Here is a 20,317-nt window from a genome sequence, read left to right on the forward strand (position 1 = left end):
AGAATGCGGGCTCATGTCAGTTTCAGGCCCGTCCGCGTCGCCCGCCGAAAAGAAAGTGCTGCTGGTCGAAGACGACCCGCTGGTGCAGGAGTGGGTGAAGGCCATCCTGGAGTCCGCCGGTTACACCGTGAGTGCGGTGCATTCCATTCAGGCGGCGCGCGCGGTCGTCGCGCAAAGCTTTCATCCCATCGCGATCCTGGATCGTCGACTCGCCGATGGCGACGGCCTCGCGCTGTGCGGGGACTTGCGCAGCCCCACGAATCCACATCGGGTCTATGTAATGGTGCTCTCGACGCGAGACACCGTGCGCGACATCGGCGAAGGACTGCGCGCCGGCGCAGACGCGTATCTGAGTAAAAGAACCTCGGAAGCCGAGCTGCTGGCCTATCTCGACGCAGCCGTGCTGGCCAACGAGTTCGTCGCCCGAGGTACGCGAACGCCCAAGTAGTTTCCCTGTTTCAACGCAGGTCGCCGACGCCAACGAGGAGTTGTCGCGACGAACCGACGAACACACCGCGAGCCTGGAAGAGACGGCCGCACGATCGCGGAGCTCCGGGAATTTACGTCTCGATCTGTCTGTCGTCGCCCGGCAACGTGGCGGTCACATCTGACGCACCGTGGCCGCGCTTGCTTCATGTGGTTCGACCGGAACAACAGCAGCGGTCCGTCGTTGCTTCAGCGAACGCCGCCAAATTCGCTGGAGAGCGCCATGAACACCGCCGTCGCCAATCGCATGACCCCGAGCGTCACGACCATGATCCGCATCGATCATTCGCATGCGCTGGCATTGTTCCACCGCTACAAGGCCGATACGCCGCCGAACCGCAAACGTGCGTTGATCCGCAATGCGTGCCTGGCGATCCAGGTGCATGCCCAGCTGGAAGAGGAGATTTTTTATCCGGCGCTGCGCAACGTCATGAGCGGCGATCCGGTGCTGGACAAGAGCGAGCCGGAGCATCAGGAGATGCGGCGACTGATCGACGAGTTGCTCTCCCTGACCGCCGGCGACAATCGCCTGCTCGATGCCTCGTGCGATGAAAAATTCTTCGCGCTGATGCGGCTGGTGATTCATCACGTGGCGGACGAGGAGACTCAGCTGCTGCCTGCCGCCGAGCGGCTGCTCAGAGATCGACTGGCCGAGCTCGGCATGGAAATGACCCGGCGGCGCGTGGAGTTGATGAAGCCGTACGCCGGTGAGTTCGCGGCCAACACGGTGCGCTCGTTCCCGGTGGGCGCTGCTGCCGGAGCCACGTTGCTCACAGCCGGCGTCATTGCGTTGGGCGCGATCGCGTTCGCGCGTCAGAAGAACGGACGCGGGGCGTCGCGCTGGACGCGGCCGCATCGGTGAGTCAGGTTTCCGGGCTTGCCGAAATCAGGCGCTTCTTGAGCAAGTATTCACGCCACAGAATGATCAGGCCGGCGCCGACCACCAGCGGCGCCCCGATCCACACCGACAGCGCCGGAATCTCGCCGAAGAACACATAACCGAGAATGATGGCCATCACCATGTTGCTGTAGTCGAGCGGCGCGATGGTGGAGGCTTCGGCGTAACGATACGAATACGTCATCAACAGCTGGCCGAACACGCCGAACAGGCCGGCGAGCACGATCAGCAGCCACTGCGTCGAGGTGGGCTGCACCCAGCCCAGCAGGGAGGTGAGGGCGGAACAGACGGTGAAGGTGAGCGAGAAGTAGAACGTGATGGTGATGGCGTGCTCGCCGACGCTCATCTTGCGCAGGAACGTCATCGCGATGGCGGAGAACAAGGCCGCGCTCAACGCAATCAGTGCGCCCAGCTGTTGCTGCGATGAAGCGCCCGCGCCCAGCGACAGGTGCGGCCCGATCATGATCATCACCCCGAGAAAGCCGATGCCGAGCGCTGTCCAGCGAAAGCGGTGAATGCGCTCGCCCAGAAACACCATGGCCAGCACGGTGAGGAACATCGGCGCGGTGAACGAGATGGCGGTGGCGTCGGCCAGCGGGATCATGGTCACGCCCACGAACAGGCAGAACATGCTGACGGTGCCGGACAACGAGCGCAGCGCATGCGAGCGCCAGTTGCCGGTCTTGAGCAGCTCCGGCCGGCCGGTTTGCCAGGCGATCAGGGCCATCACCGCCATGGAGATCAGGCCGCGAACGAAAATGGTCTGGCCGGCGGGCACTGCCTGCCCGAGCATCTTCACGCATACGGTCATGCCGGAGAACAGCACGACCGAGCCGAGTTTGAAAGCGATGCCGAGGACCGGACGAGGGGCGGAGGAGGCTGAAGGACGCAAGACGCACCGGACCGTTAACCGGGCGGCACGTCATACCCTTTGCCGGCCGGGGTGTCAAAGCGATTGACGAGCCGGACGTATTCGGGCGGGTAGAGCTGCGAGACTTCGAACTGGCCGGTGGTGCGCTCGGCGACGGCGTCGATGGTCTGCCTCAAGATCATCGCGTGGCCCACCATGTTCCATTGGCCATCGATTTCTTCAACCAGCAGGACGCGGGTGGGCTTGAGGTTGTACAGCCGCCGTCCCGCGATGCTGAAGTCGTATACGCCGCCGACCCGAACGTTCTCCGGGAAGCCGGCGCCGCGCTTGAGTTTCAGCGTGTCGTTGAGTTCGATGAGGTGGCCCATGCGGTCGAGTCGGGTGTTGGGTTTTTCGGGATGCTACTGGCGTTGACACAAGTTTCACCAGTGGCCCGTCTCGGCAGGGGGGCGGGGGTGGGTTTGCATCGTGTAAATTGCGCGCATCGGCGGTGCGGTTTAGGCTGCGGGCTTGCGGGTCGAATGGATTCCAATGAACAAGCTTTCCAAGGCCGAAGCGCAGTTGCGCGCTGACCAGATTCGGGTGTTTCGAGAAGAGTTGCAGCGCCTGCAGGCGGCGGGCGTGCTGAGGCTGACGGCTGAGCAGCAGGCGGCGGTGGGCGAGCATCACGACGGTCTGCTGGCCGGTTTCGCGCAGGCTTTCGACATCGATCGGGACCGGCAGGCCAAGCAGCTCTCGCTGGGCATGCGCATCGCTTCGTTTCTCGGCGCACTGGCGCTGGCGGCGAGCGTTTTCTTTCTATTCAACCAGTACTGGGGCCTGTTTCCAGCCTCGCTCCAAGTCACGCTTTTGATCGTCGCATCGCTCGGCTCGTTGGGGGCCACCTTCTGGGTGGGCGAGCGAGACAGCAGCGGCTACTTCGCCAAGCTGGTGGCGATGGTCGGGTTCGCCTGCTTCGTGCTGAATGTTTCTCTGCTGGGCGGGATGTTCAACATCACGCCTTCGGACAAGGCCTTCGTGGTCTGGGCGGCGCTGGCGCTGCTGCTCGCGTACACCTTCGATCTCAAGCTTCTGCTCGCCGCTGGCATCTTGTGTGCGGTGGCCTTCATCGCGGCTCGCGCCGGAACGTGGAGCGGTATGTACTGGCTGGAGTTCGGCGAGCGGCCGGAGAACGTCTTCCCAGCCGGCGTGCTGCTGCTCCTGACCCCGGCCTTGATCGCACATGACCGCTTCTCCGGCTTCGCCACCATGTATCGGGTGTTCGGCCTGCTCACGCTGCTGTTACCGATCCTGGTGCTCGCGAACTGGGGACGCGGCAGTTACCTGCCGCTCGCGACGATCACGATCGAGTATCTGTATCAGGTGCTCGGCTTCGTGGTCAGCGCCGCCGCCATCTGGTGGGGCGCCCGTCGCGACCATACCGAAGCGATCAACACCGGCACGACTTTCTTCGTGATTTTCCTGTACACCAAGTTCTACGACTGGTGGTGGGAGCTGATGCCCAAGTTCGTGTTCTTCCTGATCATCGCGCTCACCGCCATTCTGTTCATCCTGGTCATGAAACGATTGCGCTCTGCCGCGCAGGCCAGCGGAGGTGCGCAATGAAGCTCCAGTGGTCGCGCACGCGAGCGCTGCTCACCGGAGCGGCGCTGATCGTAGTGACAAACGCCGTGGTGCTCGCCGGCGTCGCATACAACAGAAGCGGCGAGCCGGAAGCCGTGCTTCGCCTCACCGAGCGGGAACTGCGACTGAGTTACTGGAGCTGGCCGGACAACGAGAACAGCAGTATCGACCTGCAACTGAGCTGGCGCGTCGCGCGGACCCAGCAGGATGAGCGCCTCGGCTATCTGTATGGCGGCCTGGACTGGTTGCAGCCGGCACAGCTGCAGGAGCTGGGATTCGACGTCTCGGGCGACATGCAATCCAATGAGGATGCGCAGCGCGTGTCCCGCCAGCCGTCCCGACGCGTCTGGGTGGCGCTGGAGTACGATGGCCCGGCCTATCAGGCTGCCCTCGAGCAAGCCCGCGCCGCCTTGGAGCGGGCGACTGCGTTGGCGCAGGCAAACGCGGGTGAAGAAGAGTTCGAACAACGCCTGAGAGCCGCGCAGGCGGGGTTGGAGAGAGAAAAGCGCATCGACTCCCGCTTGTTCATCGTGGATGTCGGGCTCGATCCAGACGCACTCCGGGCGCGGCATCCGAACCGGCAGCAATATGTGATGGTCCCCGGCCGGCTCCGCGTCTCGATTCAAGGACCCGAAGGGCAGCAGCGCCCCGTGGCGCACGTCTTCGATCTCGATGTGGATGCGATCCGCGTGCCTTATGATTATCGTGACATCGTCGAGCCGCTGACGCGGGCTGCCGATGCAACGTACTACGATCGGCGCGAGCCGCGCTTCCAGGCGACGGTCAACTTCGGCCGGCGCTTCGAGCCCTGGATCGTGGAGGTCCAATCATTGCAGGCCACTCAGCCATGAGCCTTTCGCCGTTTCATCTCGCCATTCCGGTGCACGATCTGCCGGCCGCCCGCCGCTTTTATGGCGAAGTGTTCGGCCTGGCCGAAGGCCGCTCGAGCACCCAGTGGGTGGACTTCGATTTCTTCGGCCATCAGCTGGTGATTCACGAACATCCCAGGACCGCTTCGCAGGAGCACGCGCACACCAATCCCGTCGATGGCCATGACGTACCGGTGCCGCACTTCGGTGTGGTGCTCGAGTGGGCGCAGTGGGAGGCGCTGGCCGAACGCCTCAAATCGTTCGACGTGAAGTTCGCGATCGAGCCGCACATTCGGTTCCGCGGCCAGGTGGGTGAGCAGGCCACGATGTTCCTGTTCGATCCCTGCGGCAATGCCCTGGAGTTCAAGGCGTTCAAGGATATCGGTCAGCTGTTCGCGAAGTGACATGAGCGCGGGCCAGGACGCCTTGCTGGTGAAGTTGACGCCGCCGGCCACGGAGGGCGTGTATCCACGGCGCCGGCTCATGAAAGAGCTCGATCGACTTCGAACTCGCGCGGCGGTGTGGGTGACGGCGCCGGGCGGTTCGGGCAAGACCACGCTCGTGGCCAGTTATCTCAAGGAGCGACGCCTGCGTTGCGCCTGGTATCAAGTCGATGCCGGCGATGCGGATCTGCCGAGCTTTTTTCATCATCTCGCCCTGGCGGTGCGTCGCGCCTCGCCGCGTCATCGCCGTTCGTTGCCGCAACTCACGCCGGAGTATCTGGCCGACGTCGAAACGTTTGCGCGCTGGTTTTTTCGTGAGATCGGCCGACGTTTGAAAAGCTCCACGCCCCTCGTGCTCGATGACGTGCAAGAAGCCGGTCCGGGCGAGGCGTTACATCGAGTGCTGCGCATCTGCGTGGAAGAACTTTCTGGGCTCGTGCCGCTGATTTTCATCAGCCGTGCCGATCCGCCCAGCAGCCTGGCTCGGTTACGATTGAATGGGCGCCTGAGGTGCCTGGATTGGAATGCGCTCAAGCTACGCGAAGACGAGTCGCGAGCCCTGGTGAAACTGATGGCGGGCGATGTCGCTGCTCGCAGCAATGTTTCTCGCCTGCATCGGCAGTGCGACGGTTGGGTGGCCGGATTGATCCTGTTGCTCGGCGGAGCGAGCAGTGAGCCCACCGTCGAAGAAGGCAAGCTCGACTGGTCGAGCGCGCAGCCGCTGTTCGATTATTTTGCGTCGGAGATCCTGGCGCATCGTACCCCGGAGGTGCGGGAGTTCCTGCTGCTCACGGCGTTGTTTCCGGCGTTCACGGCATCGATGGCCGAGGCGCTGACGGGGAGGGCAGGTGCCAGCGAATTGCTCGAGGAACTGGTCAGTCAGCACCACTTCACCGAGCGCCACGGCCAGACCCAGCGCACTTATCGATACCATCCCTTGTTTCGTGACTTCCTGCGCGAACAGGGCGCGCGGCTTTGGAATGAAACCGGGCGATCCAAGCGATTAGTCGCCGCGGCGACCATCCTCGAGAACGCCGCTCAGCTGGAGCATGCGCAGTTGCTGTACCTGGAGATTCGTGATCACGAAGCTGCTGCCCGCGTGATCCTCGCGCAAGCGCCGGCCCTGGTCGCTGCCGGTCGCCTCGGGGTTTTGAGAAATTCGATTTCGCAGCTGCCTGCATCGGTGCTCGAAAATCATCCGTGGCTGCGGTACTGGCGAGGCGTGTGTCATCTGGTCAGCGACCTGGCGGCTGCACGCGCCGATTTCGAGTTCGCATATCGGGCATTCCGCGATGGCGGCGATGCGCAGGGAAGTTATCTTGCATGGGCGGGAGTGGTCGACTCGTTCGTCTTCCTCTGGGGCGAGTACATCCAGCTGCGAGGTTGGATCGCGGAGTTCGAGAAGCTACGGCGCGACTTCCCCAAGTATCCGTCACGCGCCGTGGAAGAGCGCGCGATATACGCCATCTTCACTGCGCACGTGTTCGCAGCTCCTGAGTGGGATTCGATCGGCAAATGGGTGTCGCGCGCCGAGCGAGTGGCGCGCGAAGCGGAAGATCCAAGCCTGCGAATCATGACGGTGGCGTCGTTGGCGCTCTACTATCCCTGGGTCGGAGAGTTGCAGCGCTTTGAAACGCTGACGCGGACGACACGTGATCTCGCTCGTAGCGATACGGCCACACCCTTCGCTCGGCTGAGTCTTCTGAGCATGCAGTCGCGCACGGCTCTGCTGTACGGCGACGTTACCAGCGCTCGGGCATTTGCGGAGGAGGCCACCGCGCTCGCCGAGTCCAGCGGCGTGCACATCATGGATCGCTCGAACTGCGCCGGTCTGGTGTATGCCTGCGCTCACCTGGCCGACCTCGATGCAGCTCGCGTCGTGCTCGAGCGCTACCGCGGGCTGATCGCACCTGGCATGCATCTGGAAGAGGCGTTGTGGACCTACCTTGCGAGCTTCGTCGAGCTGCTCGACGGAAGACTGCAGGAAGCCGAAGCGCGCGGTCGCCACGCCGTGCGGTTGGCTCGACAGTGCGAAGTGCCGTTCGCAGTCGTCGTTTGCAGCTTGCACCTGGTGCGGGTGCTGGCGCGCGCCGGTCGGCACGATGAGGCGGAAGCCTTGATCGAGGAAATACTGCCGGTTGCGAGGGCGATCCGCAGCCATCTGTTCGAGTGCGAGTGCGCTCTGAGCTACGCATGGTCGGCGGGGCGCAAAGGAGATATCGCGTCGTGCCTGAAACATCTGCGACGCGGGCTGTCGGTTGCGCAGAGGCACGGATTGAAGTCGTTCATCGCGACGGATCCGAATTGGTTGGCGGAGCTGTGCGCGATCGCGTTGGAGCACGACATTCAGGTGGCGACCGCGCGAGAAATGATTCGTGTTGGCGGACTGGCGCCACCGGCGGATGGAAGTGCTTCGGCAGCGTGGCCCTGGCCGGTGAGAATTCGCACGTTAGGTATGTTCGACTTGCGCGTGCATGACGAGCCGGTCCGCTTTGCTGCCAAGGCGCAGAAACGACCGCTGGAGCTGCTCCGAGCATTGATCGCGCTCGGCGGACGGGCGGTTCCTGAAGAACAACTCACCGAGTTGCTCTGGCCAGAAAGCGACGGCGACGCTGCGCATCGAGTCTTCGACACGACGGTGCACAGGCTACGCAAAGTGCTCGGCTCGGAACGAGCGGTGATCGTGGCAGGTGGAACGCTGACGCTCGATGCGCAGCTGGTTTGGGTGGATGCGTGGGCGTTCGAGCGCGCCATGGCCCGCAGCGAGTCCGCTGATCCAAAGCTGCTGGAACGCGCTGTTTCACTCTACTCGGGCGCATTTCTTGGAACAGAGTCGGCGCCCTGGACGGTGCCCATGCGAGAGCGGCTGCGTTCCATGTTTCTGCGAGCCGTGGAGCAGCTCGGGGCGATGCATGAAGCGAGGGGAAGGTTGCAGGATGCAATCCAATGCTATCGCCGCGGTATCGAGGCGGACCCGCTGGCCGAAGCGCTCTATGGCCGCCTGATGATTTGTTACGAGCAGCTCGATCGACACAGCGAAGGTCTCGCCACCTTCGAGAGACTCCGCGCCGTTCTGAGCTCGCAGCTGGGTGTGAAGCCGTCCGCACGAACTCGCGAGCTGCAGGAACGCCTGCGCCGATCGGCGCAGCTCACCGCTAGGTAAAGCAAGGCGAGAACGGCGTCACGAATCGCTGGCCGTCGCCCACCTTCGAAACCGATCTGTAAGTCATCGGTAAGCGCCGCGCTCTTAGTCTTCGCGCCCATTGCCCGAGCCGGGGAAGGGAGTGTTCGCATGCTGTGGCCGATGCGTTTCCGCACGCTGTTACGTGGCAGTTTACTGGTCGGCCTCTTGCTTGCTTCCAGTGCATACGCCGCGGACGTGGCGGGCTCGAAGGACCATCCGATCGTGTCGCGCTATAGCGGATCGGAGATCCTCAAGTACGAGACCAAGGACTTCGACAGTTTCACCTTGCCGACCGGGCCGGTGCGCGATCGCCGCAGCGGCGCCTCCAAGTCGCAGGCGCTCGAGGGCCGCATCACGCGCATCCATTATCGTGCGCCGGAAGGGCGCAGCGCGCTGGAAGTGTTCCGAAACTACGAGGAGTCGCTCAAGAGCGGCGGCTTCACCTCGGTGTATGAGTGTCAGAACCAGGCATGCGGCAACGATTTCAGCTACGCGCTCGATCCGCCGAGCATCATGCACTTCAGCAGCAAGGATCAGAAATATCTCGGCGCTCGCCTGTCGCGACCGACCGGCGATGTGTATGTGTCCGTGTACACGACGGCGGCCTATGGCGTCGGCGGCGCCAACAAGGATCGGGTATTCACGCTGCTCGATGTCGTCGAAGTCAAACCGATGCAGACCGGACAGGTCGTGGTGGATGCGGGCGCGATGGCTCGCGAAATCGCTGCCACCGGGCGCGTCGCGCTGTACGGCATTTACTTCGACTCGGGCAAGGCCGAGGTGAAGCCCGAATCCCGGGACGCATTGCTCGAGATCGCGAAGCTGATCAAGCAGGATCCCGACCTGCATCTGCTGGTGGTCGGTCACACCGACAGCACGGGCACGTTCGAGCACAATATCGACCTGTCGCGTCGACGCGCTCAATCGGTGGTGCAGGCGCTGGTGTCGAGCCATGGCATTCACCCCGATCGTCTCAAGCCATGGGGCGTGGGTTATGCCTCGCCGGTCGCTTCGAACAGCGCCGAAGACGGGCGCGCCAGGAACCGACGCGTCGAACTCGTCGCCTGGTAGCTCTGGCCGCGCTACGTGCTAACGTAGCGCGATGTCAGATCGTCAGCGGCGGATCTCTGTAAATTTGCATCGGTTGAGCAGAGCGGCGGCGGTTCTCGCCGTCGCTCTGTCGGCTGCCTGCTCGGCTCCGCGAGTGCGCGAGCCGAGGATCGATCCGGATGTGGCACGCGCCGAGATCGTCAAGCGCATTCCAGCGGCGACCAGGAATCGCGAAGGTTGGGCGATCGATATCTTCGCCGCCTTCGAGGCGCTGTCGATTCGTCCCACGCCTGAGAATATCTGCGCGGTGCTGGCTGTGACCGAGCAGGAGTCGACATATCAAGTCAATCCGCCGGTCGCGGGACTTTCGACCATCGCTCGTCGCGAGATCGATGCGAGAGCGAAGCGCTACAAGATTCCCCAGCTCATGGTGAATGCGGCGTTGGGCGTGCAATCGCCCAATGGCAAGACGTATCGGGAGCGGTTGGAGCAGGTCAAGACGGAGCAAGAGCTGAACGATCTGTTCGCCGATTTCATCGGCATGGTGCCGTTGGGCGAGCGATTGTTCGGCAGCTTCAATCCGGTGCGTACCGGCGGGCCGATGCAGGTGAGCATCGCGTATGCGGAAGAGCACGTTCGAAACAAGCGCTATCCGTATCCGATGCCCGGCAGCGTGCGCGAAGAGGTGTTCACCCGCCGCGGCGGCATGTACTTCGGCATCGCGCATCTGCTGGACTATCCCGCGGACTATTCCGACATGTTGTTCCGCTTCGCCGATTTCAACGCGGGTCACTATGCCAGCCGCAATGCTGCCTTTCAGAGCGCCGTCGCCAAGCTGAGCAAAACCAAGCTGGCGCTGGACGGCGATCTGTTGATTCACGGCTCGGATCAGCCGAGCAAGACCGAGCTGGCGGTGCGCAGTCTGAGCGCCGAGCTCGGTTTGAACGATCGGGAGATCCGCCGCGATTTATCGCTGGGCCGGGAGGAGTCGTTCGGCGAGAGCAAATTGTTCGAGCGAGTGTTTGCGCTGGCCGATAAGCGGCTCAAATCTACAACGCCGCGCGCCGTGGTGCCCACCATCCGTCTGGAAAGCCCGAAGATCACCCGCAAACTCACCACGGCGTGGTTCGCCACACGCGTCGATCAGCGCTACGAGCGATGCCTGACTCGGCCTAAGAAGTGAGCGCAGCTGTGAGCCCCACAGCACTGAAGTGCTACGCTATGCCGCCATGAAGACGACCACTGCGATTTGCGCGGCCCTGTTGGGCACTTCTGGCGCCACCCTGTGCGGCGTAGCTTCGGCGGAGAACGTGGAGCCGAAGCGTCTTTCGGAGATCGTTCGCATTCTGGCTTCGGATGAGTTCGAGGGGCGCAGTCCTGGGACGCCGGGGGAAACGAAGACCATCGAATATCTGGTGGATACGTTCAAGCGCCTGGGGCTCGAGCCGGGCGGTGCAGGAGGTGGCTGGACGCAGCAAGTGCCCTTGCTGCGAACGCAGATCGAGAAGCCGCGCACGCTGCAAGTGAGCATCGATGGCAAGGTGCGGCCGCTCACTCAGGCAAAAGACATTTACGTCAGCACCATTCGCGATTCGACGGTAGCGAAGATCGACAACGCTGCATTGGTGTTCGTCGGCTACGGCGTGACGGCGCCGGAACGTCAGTGGGACGATTACAAGGGCGTCGATCTGAAGGGCAAGATCGCGGTGTCGCTGGTCAACGATCCGGATTTCTCCGCTGCCGAAGGCGAAGCCGTGGCTGGGAAGTTCGGCGCCCGCCGCATGACCTACTACGGCCGCTGGTCGTACAAGTTCGAGGAAGCGACCAGGCGCGGCGCGATCGCGTCGCTGATCGTGCACGACACTGAAGGCGCAGGTTACGGCTGGTCGACGGTGGTGGCGCCCGGCGGTGGTAATTTTGCATTGGTAGAAACAGCCGCGGCGCCGTCCACTCTGCGCCTGCAGGGTTGGTTGGAAGGCAATGCCGCCGCCGAACTGTTTCGCAGCGCCGGCCTGGATCTCGCCGCGCTTCGGGCGCAAGCGCGCCGCGCCGATTTCAAGCCAGTAGAGCTGAAAGGCGTCACGTTGAGCGCGGATGTGCCGGTCACCACCGAAAAGGCGGTGAGTCGCAACGTGCTGGCGAAGATCACGGGTAGCGAACATCCGGACGAGACGATCATGATGGCCGCGCATTGGGACGCGTATGGCATGGGCCCGCCGGATGCGCAGGGCCGGAAAGTTCGGCCCGGCGCGAACGACGATGCGCTGGGCGTGGCAGGAGTCATCGAGCTCGCGCGCGTGTTCAAGAGTGAGCCTCGCCCGAAGCGTACATTGGTGTTCGCCGCGTGGACGGCGGAAGAGCGCGGCCTCATCGGCTCGCAAGCCTATGCGGCGCGACCGATCTATCCACTGCCCAAGACAGTGGCCAATCTGACGCTGGACATTCTGCAGACCGCGGGTCTGGCGCGCGACGTCCTGCTGGTGGGGGCAGGGCAGAGCGATCTGGAAGAGGATCTGGCGCGCGCGGCCGCCACTCAGGATCGAACCATCACGCCGGAAACTCTGCCGGAGCGAGGTTTGTTTTATCGCGCCGATCATTTCCCATTGGCGAGGCAGGGCGTGCCCGTGCTGTTGCTCATGGCGTTGAGTGGCGCGCCCGACATGCGCGAAGGCGGGCGGGCCGCCGGCGACAAATGGCTGACGGACTACATGCGGTGTTATCACCAGACCTGCGATACCTGGGACCCCAACTGGGATCTGCGGGGCGCAGCTCAGGATGTGGAATTGTTTCACACCATCGCGCGCGATCTCGCCAACTCACGCCGTTGGCCGCAGTGGCGAGCCGATTCGGAGTTTCACGCGATTCGCGAACAGTCCAAAGCGCAGCGCTCAACGGCCCGTTGAGCGGCCTGCCTTCAGAAGCGATAGCCGAAGCCGACGAACACTTCTTCCTGCAATGTTTGCTCGCCCATGCCCTCGGTGAGATCGAATTCGAACCAGCGCATGCCGCCGAACACCAGCACCTGCGCACCGAAGCCGAGCTCGACGCGAGCCATCAGGTCGGTGAGATTGTCGGCCGTGCCGAAGGTGAGGATGTCCGGCGAGTAGTAGGCGTGGCCGGCGACCGCCAGGCCCAGACTGCGGTTGAGCAGCACGCGCGCCTGCGCTCCGACGCTGGCCGCGAGCACATCGTTGTTTTCTTCATCCAGTAATGCGGCATACACCTGCGGTCCTACGTGTAGAGACAATGGGAACGGGCCGACATCGATGTTGGCTGGGAATCCCAATCCGGCGCTGAGCACGATATCGCGCTCTTCACTCAGGAAGAATGCGCCGGTGAGCAGGGTTTCCTCGCCGCCGAAGTTGCCCGCCGGGCCTTCGTATCGCAATTGCAGTGTGTCATTGCTCAGGGCCAGCTCGCCAATGGCGTCGTATTCCTGGTTGTTCTGCGCTTGCGAAATGTTTGGGAGTGAAACGAGAGCGCAGCTCGTGAGCACGAGCGCGGTGAGCGATTTAATCATTGGCGGCTCCCTGAAAAGACGTGCAAGCGCACGCACTAGGGCAATCGGCGCGGATAGGAAATGTTCCGTTTCCTGGTCTTGCAACGACCTGCGTGCGACCGCGACGCTGCACGCGGGTCGCAATGTGTTATCAATTCAAGGTGTGCTGTAGTGAAGCGGCCGATGTGAATGCGACCGGCCGGCCCAGGGAACTGACTACAGACTCGGGTGTTAGAAGCATGTGTTCCATCAGGGAGTCGAAACCATGGCGCAATCGCAGGACAGCTCCATCGTAGTGAGCGCCCTTTGGATGATCGTGATCAGTCTGCTGTTGTTCTTCCTGCCGGCCATCAACGGTCTGATCGGCGGCGCGGTCGGCGGCTATAAGGCCGGATCCGCCGGTCGCGGCGTGAGCGCGGCGATCTTGCCGTCACTGATCGTCGGCGCGGCGCTGTGGGGCGTTCTGGCCGCTTTCGATCACCCCATCCTGGGGTTCTTCGGTGGATTGGCCGTCGGGCTTTGGGCCGTGATTTCCAGCGTCAGTCTGCTGATCGGCGCGGCCATCGGCGGAGTCATGGCGCCGGAGCGCGGCCGTTGAAGCTGCCATTGCCATAACGCCAGCCGCGCCTGTCATTTCGCCAATAATCCTGGCGGCGCGGCGCAAAGTGCCGCCTTCAACATGACATTGCCCGCCCCTACGATGATTGCAATACGAAATCGAGGGTGGCAACGATGGTCGATTACGTCGGCATTGCGGATATCCAGCATCTGATCGAAGAAGTCGGTGCGGGCGAATTCATGGAGCGGCTCGCTGCGCATCTCGAAGCGGATTACCGGCGCTGGAGCGCGTTCGAAAAATCGGCGCGGCTGGCCAGCCACTCCTCGGTGGGTGTGATCGAGCTGATGCCCATCAGCGATGGCGGGCTGTATTCGTTCAAATACGTCAACGGTCATCCGAAGAACACGAGTCAGGGCCTGTTGACCGTTACCGCGTTCGGCGTGCTGGCGGATGTCTCGACGGGATATCCGCTGCTGCTTTCCGAATTGACCGTCACTACGGCGCTGCGGACCGCGGCGATGTCGGCGCTCGCGGCGAAGTGGATGGCGCGTCCGGACAGTCGCTCGATGGCGCTGATCGGCAATGGCGCGCAGAGCGAGTTCCAGGCGATCGCGTTCCATCGCATGTTGGGCATTCGTGAGCTGCGTCTGTACGACGTAGATCCTCAGGCCACCGCCAAGCTGACGCAGAATCTGCGCGCCATGCCCGAGTTGCGCGACATCTCGTTGGTGCGTGCAAATTCCGCTGCGGAGGCTGCGCGCGGCGCCGATATCATCACCACGGTGACGGCCGACAAGCGCAATGCCGTCATTGTCACGCCCGAGATGATCGAGCCGGGCATGCACTTGAACGCAGTCGGCGGCGATTGCCCGGGCAAGACCGAGCTGCACGTCGATATCCTGAAACGTCAGGATGTTCGCATCGTGGTCGAGTACGAGCCCCAGTCGCGTATCGAAGGCGAGATTCAGCAACTCGCGAGCGACTCGCCGGTGATCGAGTTCGCCGACGTGGTGAATGGCGTGCAATCGGCACGCCGCTCGACCGAGGAGATCACGTTGTTCGACTCGGTGGGCTTCGCGCTGGAAGACTACTCGGCGTTGCGCTTCCTGCACGAGCTGATCGGCGAGCGTCCGGAGTTGTGTCGCCAGATCGATCTGGTGCCGGAGCTCGACGATCCCAAGGATCTGTTCGGCGGCACGCTCGGCAAGCGACGTGCGCGCATGCGCCGCGCGGCCTGAGGCTAGCTCAAGCGGAACGTTTGCAGATGGATGCTGGTCTCGGTATTGCCGATGCCTTTGATCTTGCGGATGCGCTCGAGCACCACGGAGAGCTCGCCGATCGAAGCGGCATGCACTTCGGCCAGCAGATCCCAGCGACCATTGGTGTCGTGAAGTGAGCGCACCGAGGGCTCTCCAAGCAGGCGTTTGACCACTTCCCGGGTCTTGTCGCCTTCCACGGCGATACTCATCCACGCCCGGATTCCGCTCGGTTCGGCGTCGGCGCCGACCTGCGCGGTATAGCCGAGGATCACGCCGCTCGCTTCCAGACGCGCGATGCGATTTGCGATAGTGCCCCGGGAGACGCCCAGCTTCTTCGCCAGCGTCGCGGTCGCCGTCCTGGCGTTGGCGCGTAGCAGGGCGAGCAGCTGGTGATCGAGATCGTCCAGCGCAACGCGTTTGTCTGTGATCGGCTTCGATTCGCTCTGCATGGAAAGGCGGCTGCCAGCGCGTGAGGGCGCAATGGTAGCAAAGCTTCGACGAGCGCTGAGGGGAGCGTTACGTTTCGAGCGATTGCGAGATTCGCTCGTAGAGCTGCGCCCGGGTAAAGGGCTTGGAAAGCAGTGGAATGTCCATGACGGAGCGGGACGTGGTGGGCGAGGGCATCTGCGCGTAGCCGCTCGTGAACAGCACACGCAGCTGCGGGTAGCGACGTTGCACGGTGGCCGCCAGCTCCCGGCCATTCAACCCCGGCAGTCCGATATCGGTGAACAGCAGATCGACGTTGCGATTGTGGTCCAGAATCCTCAGCGCTTCGGAAGCGTCGACCGATTCGATCACATTGAAGCCGAAGTCGCGCAGGGTATCGCAAGTGAAGCTGCGGACCGCATCGTTGTCCTCGACCACCAGGATGGTTTCCTTGCGGGCCCGATTCATCGTGGCCACCGCGCCTTGCTGAGCGCTTCGCTCCTGACCGTCGTCGACCTGCGGCAGATACATCTTGATGGTCGTGCCGTGGCCCGGACGACTGTACAACTTGAGGTTGCCACCGGATTGCTTGACGAAGCCGAACACCTGGCTCAAGCCCAGGCCCGTGCCCTGGCCGATCGGCTTGGTGGTGAAGAACGGATCGAAGGCTCGCTCGAGCACCTCCGGTGTCATGCCCATGCCGGTGTCCGTCACACAAATCACAGCGTAGCTGCCGGGCCTCAGGTCGGGCTGCAGTTTCACATCCTCGGCGCCCAAGAGCGCGGTCGCGGTCTCGATCGTCAGCGTGCCGCCGTTAGGCATCGCGTCCCGCGCGTTCACCACCAGATTGAGCAGAGCGCTTTCGAGCTGATTGGCGTCGACCTCGACGATCCCGGCGCCCTCATCCTCGACGCGCCGGATACTGATGCTCTCCGGCAGCGTGCGACGGATCATGTCGGTCCAGCTGGCCAGCAGCCGATTGAGCTCGACCGGCTTGGGCTTGAGCGGCTGGCGGCGCGCGAACGCCAGCAGCTGCTGAGTCAGGCCGGCGGCTCGTTCAGCGGCGCGCAACGCCTGCTCGACCGAGCGACGCCAACGGAGTTGTTCGGCCGGCAACTGCTGCGCCAGGGTATCCAGATTGCCGAGGATCACCGTGAGCAGGTTGTTAAAGTCGTGCGCCACGCCACCGGTGAGCTGACCGATCGCTTCCATTTTTTGCGACTGATGCAGCTGTTCCTGCATCAGTCGACGCTCGGTCATATCGCGCGTGATCTTGGCGAAGCCGACCAGCTCGCCCTCGGGCGAGCGCAGGGCGTCGATCAGCACGCTGGCCCAGAACTTGGTGCCGTCCTTGCGCAGACGCCAGCCCTCGCCCTCGAACTTACCGGCTTTTTCAGCAGCGGCCAGCGCCCGAGCCGGCAGGCCGCTGGCGCGATCTTCGGGCGTATAGAATTCGCTGAAGTGCCGGCCGACGATTTCTTCGGCGGAATAGCCTTTGATGCGTTCCGCACCGGGATTCCACGAGACGACATTGCCGCGAGGATCGATCATGTAGATGGCGCAATCGCGAATGCCGTCGATGAGTCGCGCCAGGTGAGTGCCGCTGTTCTGCAGGCTATGGGTGACACTTCCCTTGTCGTTGGCGGCTCCGGCGCTGGCTGTGTCCCCTTGTTTCGGTCCCATAGCGTCGTACTGTGAGTTGTGATGCCACTGAACCAGCCAGTGGGGCCAAGAACAGATAATTCGCCTGGCCGCTACGAAGTTCCGGCATGCCAGTATTTTTTTCAAACCCGGCGTCCGGCCGAGATCCCTACAATACCCACCCCGTTCGCATTGCTAAAGCAAAAAGGAGTCTCGCTGATGATCCTGCGAATCCTGCACGGATTGCTGTTTCTCTCGCTGTCCGCGGTGGCCCTGGCCGAGGACCGGGTTTTCGACGTGCACGTCCATATCTGGGAGGGCGACCGGTCGGTGAAAGAATATTTAGGTCAGGTGGCCTCGGCCGGTCGGCAAGTGACGGGTTTTGGCGGCATCCATATGGCCGTGCTCGGCAAGCTGGAACACACCCGCGCCAAGAACGACGATCTGATCGCGCTCGCCAGGCGCTATCCCCAGTTGATGCCCATCGCTTCGGTGCATCCGTACGACGGGGAAGCGGCTTTTGCGGAGCTCGCGCGCCTCGACGGGCTGGGCGTGAAGGCCATCAAGCTGCATCCTCACACGCAGAAGTTCGATGCCGCCGATGAGCGCGTGCTCGCCATCTGCAGGCGCGCCGGCGAGCTGGGCTTGGTTGTGCTGATGGACAATGCAAACGTTCTGCCCGGCGACAATCAGAAGCTGTTCAATCTCGCGCTGGCGGCGCCGAAGACGCATTTCGTGTTCACGCACATGGGCGCGCTGGAGTTTCGTTTCTGGAACATTCTGCCGCTGGCGCGCACCGCCAAGGGCCTGCTGGAAAACAACATCCATTTCGACATTTCGGCCACCTCGGTGCTGGCCGCCGATTCGCCGCTGGAAGAGGAATTCGTCTGGACCATGCGCAACGTCGGCATCGACAATCTGGTGCTCGGCTCCGACTTCCCGCAGCTGTCGCTCGAACAGGCGGTGGATGCGCTGGAGCGTCTGCCGCTCACCGAAGAGGAAAGGCGCAAGATCCGCTGGCAGAACGCCAGTCGCATCTTCTCGCTGGAGGACGCTGCCGGCTCCTCCAAGGCGACCGCGCGCTAATCCCGGTAGAGATAAGTCAAGATGGTGCTCTTGGCGGGATGAGCTTTCAGCCAGGCGCGCAGCGCTTCGACTTTATCCGCCTCCTCGGCGCCGAGCGTACGTCGCAGAATCTCCTGACGCGTACGCTCGCTCGCTTCCGTGCGCAGTTTGCGTTGCCAGGCGTCCGTGAACACGGCCGGGAGTTTGTCGCTGAGCTGCAGCTGTTCGAGCAGCTCCCATTCACCGCCGTCGAGCCAGGCTTCATCGCAGATGTTGCATACGTCGAGCCGGTTGCCCACCGTGCCGCTGAGCCGATACTTGGTCATGATGCGCGCACACTTCGGGCAGTGCAGGGCGCTGGCGGTGTCCGCCGGGGCTTCAGCGATGGTGCCGGGCGCGGTGGTTTGCTGCTGCGGCCGATGTTTCTCCGCCCAGTGCCGATAGTAGAGCAGACCGACCAGCGAGCCTTTGCACAGCTCGCAGCCCATCGCGGGCAGCAGCTCTTCGATCATGGTGGGTCGCAGATCGGCGCGCTTGCATGCCGGACACTTCATTCAGCTTTCTCCGCGAGTCGAACCATCGGTCGCGCACAATAACCAAGCAGGGCTCCACTGTTAAGTGAGCCGTTCGAGGTTTTGTCCCGCAATCGCGGCGGGGTCGCGCTGTTTCGAGTTCGACTGGCTAAGTGGTTATACGCAAAGCGCATTTGCAGCATCTTCTGAATGTGAAATCGCTCCAAAAATCGATCGACGCGCTTCCGTACAGTCGCGCCCGCTCCGCGCTGTCACGTGGAGCGTTACCAACAAGAGATGGGAGTGCATGATGATCAAGCGTGGAATGATTGCAGCGGGCATGGGGCTGCTGTTGAGCGCCGGTTCGAGCGTCGCGGCCGAGCAATCGACCGGTTGGTACTTCGGGGCGACCGGCGGACAATCGCAGGCCGATCTGGACAAAGGCGAGTTCGACGCCATCGTTGAAGATGCATTTTTCTTCGCCGGCACGCCGATCCTTTCCGGCAGCTCGGATCTGGATGACAAAGACGTCTCCTGGTCGCTGTTCGGTGGCTACCGCTTCTCGCCGTATCTTGCGGTCGAGGCCAGCTACATCGATCTGGGAACGGCGGAATATCGGGCGACGGGCACGGTGGATCCTCCGGGGCCGGTCCCGTCCGTGAACGCGAGCTACGGCGCTGACTTCGAAGTGAGCGGCTTCACCGCTGCGGCTGTCGCCGCCGTGCCGGTGGGTGAGATGTTCGATCTGCACGGGCAGGTCGGCGTGCTGTTTGCCGATATGGAATTCTCCCAGCGTCTTGCGGCGACAGGAGCTGGATCCTTCAGCGACAGCTTCTCTTCGGATTCGCGCGACTTTTTCTTCGGCCTCGGGGCGGGTCTGAGCATCGGCGCGCAATGGTCGTTGAATCTGGATTGGCAGCGCTTCAAGGATGTGGGCGACGAGGACGAGACGGGTGAGACGGATATCGACCGCATTTCGCTCGGCGTGATCTATCGCCTGTAACGCGATGAAGACGACCAGCGGGGCGGCCCGCTGGTCGTCGATCTCGCCATTGAATGTCGCGAGCCTCGGGCGTATATGCACGACAAGGCAGTCGCGAGGCGCCCCTCCATGACTACTCCCACGAGAGCCCGCAACCCCTTCGTCATCCTGGCATGTGTGATCGGCGCGACCGCAGCGTGGGGAGCGCAGTGGGAGGGATATCCGCAACTCACCAGAGGGGAGTTGGTGGCGCTGATCGAAGCTGCGCCACAAGGTGAGCAGCCGCAGGTCAATGGCAAGAATCTGAGCGATCTGGATCTCACGCGAGTGGATTTTCGCGGCGCGAATCTGTCCGCCTCGGTGTTGAATGGCGCCAAGCTGATCGATGCCAGGCTCGATGGTTGCAATCTCACTGTCAGCTTCATGGAAGGCGCGGACCTGTCGGGCGCCACGTTGCGTGATGCAATGCTGTTTTCCACTCAGTTGGCGGGGGCGAATCTGTCCGGCGCCGACCTCACGGGCGCGCGGTTGATCGGCGATATGCGACGCGCCGATCTTTCCAAGGCGAAGTTGGTGCGGATGAATGCCGCGGCCGACATGAAGAATCAATCGATGGGGCTGATGCGCGCCAACCTGGTGAACACCACCGCCATCGAGGCCGACTTCTCCAATTCAGACTTTTCGCGCACCGATTTCAGCTTCTCGGACTTGAGTCGCGCCAGGCTGGTCAAGACCACCTTGTATCGCGCCGACTTCAGCGGGGTGAACCTGGGCGGCGCGGACCTGAGCGGCGCCGATCTTCGTAGTGCGATCCTGATCGATACGGACTTGAGCGGCGCGAATCTGAGCAATGCCGACTTCACCGGCGCCACTTTCCGTTCGGTTCGCGGACTCGACACCGCCACCACTAGCGGCGCCCGCGGCCTGCCGACGAACGCAGCACAGTAACG

20 protein-coding genes are annotated in these 20,317 nt (G+C 63.0%); 14 read left to right on the forward strand and 6 right to left on the reverse strand.

Features of this window, described 5'->3' with window-relative positions:
• Positions 1–13 precede the first annotated feature (13 nt).
• Together JM946_RS14830 and JM946_RS14835 are read left to right on the forward strand one after the other, a co-directional pair.
• A complete protein-coding gene (locus JM946_RS14830) occupies positions 14–448 on the forward strand; it encodes a response regulator transcription factor (protein ID WP_203168073.1) in 435 nt (144 codons plus the stop codon).
• A gap of 261 nt (positions 449–709) precedes the next feature.
• Positions 710–1,348, forward strand: a complete 639-nt coding sequence (locus JM946_RS14835; RefSeq protein ID WP_203168074.1) for a hemerythrin domain-containing protein — start codon at positions 710–712, stop codon at positions 1,346–1,348.
• Between the two features lies 1 nt (position 1,349).
• On the opposite strand, the gene JM946_RS14840 is transcribed toward JM946_RS14835, so the two are convergent.
• Complete coding sequence (locus JM946_RS14840; RefSeq protein ID WP_203168075.1) at positions 1,350–2,276, reverse strand: DMT family transporter; 927 nt, start codon at positions 2,274–2,276, stop codon at positions 1,350–1,352.
• Between the two features lie 14 nt (positions 2,277–2,290).
• A complete protein-coding gene (locus JM946_RS14845; protein WP_203168076.1) occupies positions 2,291–2,623 on the reverse strand; it encodes a hypothetical protein in 333 nt (110 codons plus the stop codon).
• Positions 2,624–2,786: 163 nt separating this feature from the next.
• On the opposite strand from JM946_RS14845, the gene JM946_RS14850 reads away from it, so the two are divergent.
• The 7 genes from JM946_RS14850 (at position 2,787) to JM946_RS14880 (ending at position 12,327) form a co-directional block, all read left to right on the forward strand.
• Positions 2,787–3,860 carry a DUF2157 domain-containing protein gene (locus JM946_RS14850; protein ID WP_203168077.1) on the forward strand — a complete coding sequence of 358 codons (1,074 nt, stop codon included), beginning with the start codon at positions 2,787–2,789 and terminating at the stop codon, positions 3,858–3,860.
• A complete protein-coding gene (locus JM946_RS14855) occupies positions 3,857–4,729 on the forward strand; it encodes a DUF4824 family protein (RefSeq protein WP_203168078.1) in 873 nt (290 codons plus the stop codon). Before JM946_RS14850 ends, JM946_RS14855 begins: the two co-directional genes overlap by 4 nt.
• The gene (locus JM946_RS14860) at positions 4,726–5,151 is read left to right on the forward strand and encodes a VOC family protein (protein ID WP_203168079.1); all 426 of its coding nucleotides are present in this window, start codon (positions 4,726–4,728) and stop codon (positions 5,149–5,151) included. Before JM946_RS14855 ends, JM946_RS14860 begins: the two co-directional genes overlap by 4 nt.
• Position 5,152: 1 nt before the next feature.
• Entirely contained in the window at positions 5,153–8,353 is a 3,201-nt protein-coding gene (locus JM946_RS14865) for a BTAD domain-containing putative transcriptional regulator (protein ID WP_203168080.1), read from the forward strand.
• A 129-nt stretch (positions 8,354–8,482) separates the two neighbouring features.
• A complete protein-coding gene (locus JM946_RS14870) occupies positions 8,483–9,445 on the forward strand; it encodes an OmpA family protein (protein ID WP_203168081.1) in 963 nt (320 codons plus the stop codon).
• Positions 9,446–9,476: 31 nt separating this feature from the next.
• Complete coding sequence (locus JM946_RS14875; RefSeq protein WP_203168082.1) at positions 9,477–10,607, forward strand: DUF1615 domain-containing protein; 1,131 nt, start codon at positions 9,477–9,479, stop codon at positions 10,605–10,607.
• Between the two features lie 46 nt (positions 10,608–10,653).
• Positions 10,654–12,327: a M28 family metallopeptidase gene (locus tag JM946_RS14880; RefSeq protein ID WP_203168083.1), complete on the forward strand. Its 1,674-nt coding sequence runs from the start codon at positions 10,654–10,656 to the stop codon at positions 12,325–12,327.
• 11 nt (positions 12,328–12,338) lie between these two features.
• Here the strand turns inward: JM946_RS14880 and JM946_RS14885 are convergent, their stop codons facing one another.
• Positions 12,339–12,944: a YfaZ family outer membrane protein gene (locus tag JM946_RS14885; RefSeq protein ID WP_203168084.1), complete on the reverse strand. Its 606-nt coding sequence runs from the start codon at positions 12,942–12,944 to the stop codon at positions 12,339–12,341.
• A 244-nt stretch (positions 12,945–13,188) separates the two neighbouring features.
• Between JM946_RS14885 and JM946_RS14890 the strand changes: the two genes are divergently transcribed.
• Together JM946_RS14890 and JM946_RS14895 are read left to right on the forward strand one after the other, a co-directional pair.
• Positions 13,189–13,521, forward strand: coding sequence for a hypothetical protein (locus tag JM946_RS14890; protein ID WP_203168085.1), 333 nt, complete (start codon positions 13,189–13,191; stop codon positions 13,519–13,521).
• 134 nt (positions 13,522–13,655) lie between these two features.
• A complete protein-coding gene (locus JM946_RS14895) occupies positions 13,656–14,720 on the forward strand; it encodes an ornithine cyclodeaminase (RefSeq protein ID WP_218042877.1) in 1,065 nt (354 codons plus the stop codon).
• Positions 14,721–14,722: 2 nt separating this feature from the next.
• Here JM946_RS14895 and JM946_RS14900 read toward each other — a convergent pair whose 3' ends face one another.
• Together JM946_RS14900 and JM946_RS14905 are read right to left on the reverse strand one after the other, a co-directional pair.
• The gene (locus tag JM946_RS14900) at positions 14,723–15,148 is read right to left on the reverse strand and encodes an Lrp/AsnC family transcriptional regulator (RefSeq protein WP_407700559.1); all 426 of its coding nucleotides are present in this window, start codon (positions 15,146–15,148) and stop codon (positions 14,723–14,725) included.
• Positions 15,149–15,257: 109 nt separating this feature from the next.
• Positions 15,258–16,850 carry a PAS domain S-box protein gene (locus tag JM946_RS14905; RefSeq protein ID WP_203168088.1) on the reverse strand — a complete coding sequence of 531 codons (1,593 nt, stop codon included), beginning with the start codon at positions 16,848–16,850 and terminating at the stop codon, positions 15,258–15,260.
• Between the two features lie 177 nt (positions 16,851–17,027).
• Between JM946_RS14905 and JM946_RS14910 the strand changes: the two genes are divergently transcribed.
• Positions 17,028–17,894, forward strand: coding sequence for an amidohydrolase family protein (locus JM946_RS14910; RefSeq protein WP_203168089.1), 867 nt, complete (start codon positions 17,028–17,030; stop codon positions 17,892–17,894).
• Here JM946_RS14910 and JM946_RS14915 read toward each other — a convergent pair.
• Positions 17,891–18,427, reverse strand: a complete 537-nt coding sequence (locus JM946_RS14915; RefSeq protein WP_203168090.1) for a TFIIB-type zinc ribbon-containing protein — start codon at positions 18,425–18,427, stop codon at positions 17,891–17,893. The genes JM946_RS14910 and JM946_RS14915 overlap by 4 nt on opposite strands.
• A gap of 268 nt (positions 18,428–18,695) precedes the next feature.
• On the opposite strand from JM946_RS14915, the gene JM946_RS14920 reads away from it, so the two are divergent.
• Together JM946_RS14920 and JM946_RS14925 are read left to right on the forward strand one after the other, a co-directional pair.
• Complete coding sequence (locus tag JM946_RS14920; RefSeq protein WP_218042878.1) at positions 18,696–19,388, forward strand: outer membrane beta-barrel protein; 693 nt, start codon at positions 18,696–18,698, stop codon at positions 19,386–19,388.
• A 108-nt stretch (positions 19,389–19,496) separates the two neighbouring features.
• Positions 19,497–20,315, forward strand: a complete 819-nt coding sequence (locus JM946_RS14925) for a pentapeptide repeat-containing protein (protein WP_203168092.1) — start codon at positions 19,497–19,499, stop codon at positions 20,313–20,315.
• Positions 20,316–20,317: the final 2 nt, after the last annotated feature.

It is taken from the genome of Steroidobacter gossypii (assembly GCF_016801985.1).
Taxonomy (GTDB): domain Bacteria; phylum Pseudomonadota; class Gammaproteobacteria; order Steroidobacterales; family Steroidobacteraceae; genus Steroidobacter; species Steroidobacter gossypii.

What these genes read in the sequence shown, in the direction of transcription:
- JM946_RS14830 (WP_203168073.1), top strand. Translation starts at nt 14, where the DNA reads ATGTCAGTTTCAGGCCCGTCCGCGTCGCCCGCCGAAAAGAAAGTGCTG.
- JM946_RS14835 (WP_203168074.1), top strand. Translation starts at nt 710, where the DNA reads ATGAACACCGCCGTCGCCAATCGCATGACCCCGAGCGTCACGACCATG.
- JM946_RS14845 (WP_203168076.1), bottom strand. Translation starts at nt 2,623, where the DNA reads ATGGGCCACCTCATCGAACTCAACGACACGCTGAAACTCAAGCGCGGC.
- JM946_RS14850 (WP_203168077.1), top strand. Translation starts at nt 2,787, where the DNA reads ATGAACAAGCTTTCCAAGGCCGAAGCGCAGTTGCGCGCTGACCAGATT.
- JM946_RS14855 (WP_203168078.1), top strand. Translation starts at nt 3,857, where the DNA reads ATGAAGCTCCAGTGGTCGCGCACGCGAGCGCTGCTCACCGGAGCGGCG.
- JM946_RS14860 (WP_203168079.1), top strand. Translation starts at nt 4,726, where the DNA reads ATGAGCCTTTCGCCGTTTCATCTCGCCATTCCGGTGCACGATCTGCCG.
- JM946_RS14865 (WP_203168080.1), top strand. Translation starts at nt 5,153, where the DNA reads ATGAGCGCGGGCCAGGACGCCTTGCTGGTGAAGTTGACGCCGCCGGCC.
- JM946_RS14870 (WP_203168081.1), top strand. Translation starts at nt 8,483, where the DNA reads ATGCTGTGGCCGATGCGTTTCCGCACGCTGTTACGTGGCAGTTTACTG.
- JM946_RS14875 (WP_203168082.1), top strand. Translation starts at nt 9,477, where the DNA reads ATGTCAGATCGTCAGCGGCGGATCTCTGTAAATTTGCATCGGTTGAGC.
- JM946_RS14880 (WP_203168083.1), top strand. Translation starts at nt 10,654, where the DNA reads ATGAAGACGACCACTGCGATTTGCGCGGCCCTGTTGGGCACTTCTGGC.
- JM946_RS14885 (WP_203168084.1), bottom strand. Translation starts at nt 12,944, where the DNA reads ATGATTAAATCGCTCACCGCGCTCGTGCTCACGAGCTGCGCTCTCGTT.
- JM946_RS14890 (WP_203168085.1), top strand. Translation starts at nt 13,189, where the DNA reads ATGGCGCAATCGCAGGACAGCTCCATCGTAGTGAGCGCCCTTTGGATG.
- JM946_RS14895 (WP_218042877.1), top strand. Translation starts at nt 13,656, where the DNA reads ATGGTCGATTACGTCGGCATTGCGGATATCCAGCATCTGATCGAAGAA.
- JM946_RS14905 (WP_203168088.1), bottom strand. Translation starts at nt 16,850, where the DNA reads ATGGGACCGAAACAAGGGGACACAGCCAGCGCCGGAGCCGCCAACGAC.
- JM946_RS14910 (WP_203168089.1), top strand. Translation starts at nt 17,028, where the DNA reads ATGATCCTGCGAATCCTGCACGGATTGCTGTTTCTCTCGCTGTCCGCG.
- JM946_RS14915 (WP_203168090.1), bottom strand. Translation starts at nt 18,427, where the DNA reads ATGAAGTGTCCGGCATGCAAGCGCGCCGATCTGCGACCCACCATGATC.
- JM946_RS14920 (WP_218042878.1), top strand. Translation starts at nt 18,696, where the DNA reads ATGATCAAGCGTGGAATGATTGCAGCGGGCATGGGGCTGCTGTTGAGC.
- JM946_RS14925 (WP_203168092.1), top strand. Translation starts at nt 19,497, where the DNA reads ATGACTACTCCCACGAGAGCCCGCAACCCCTTCGTCATCCTGGCATGT.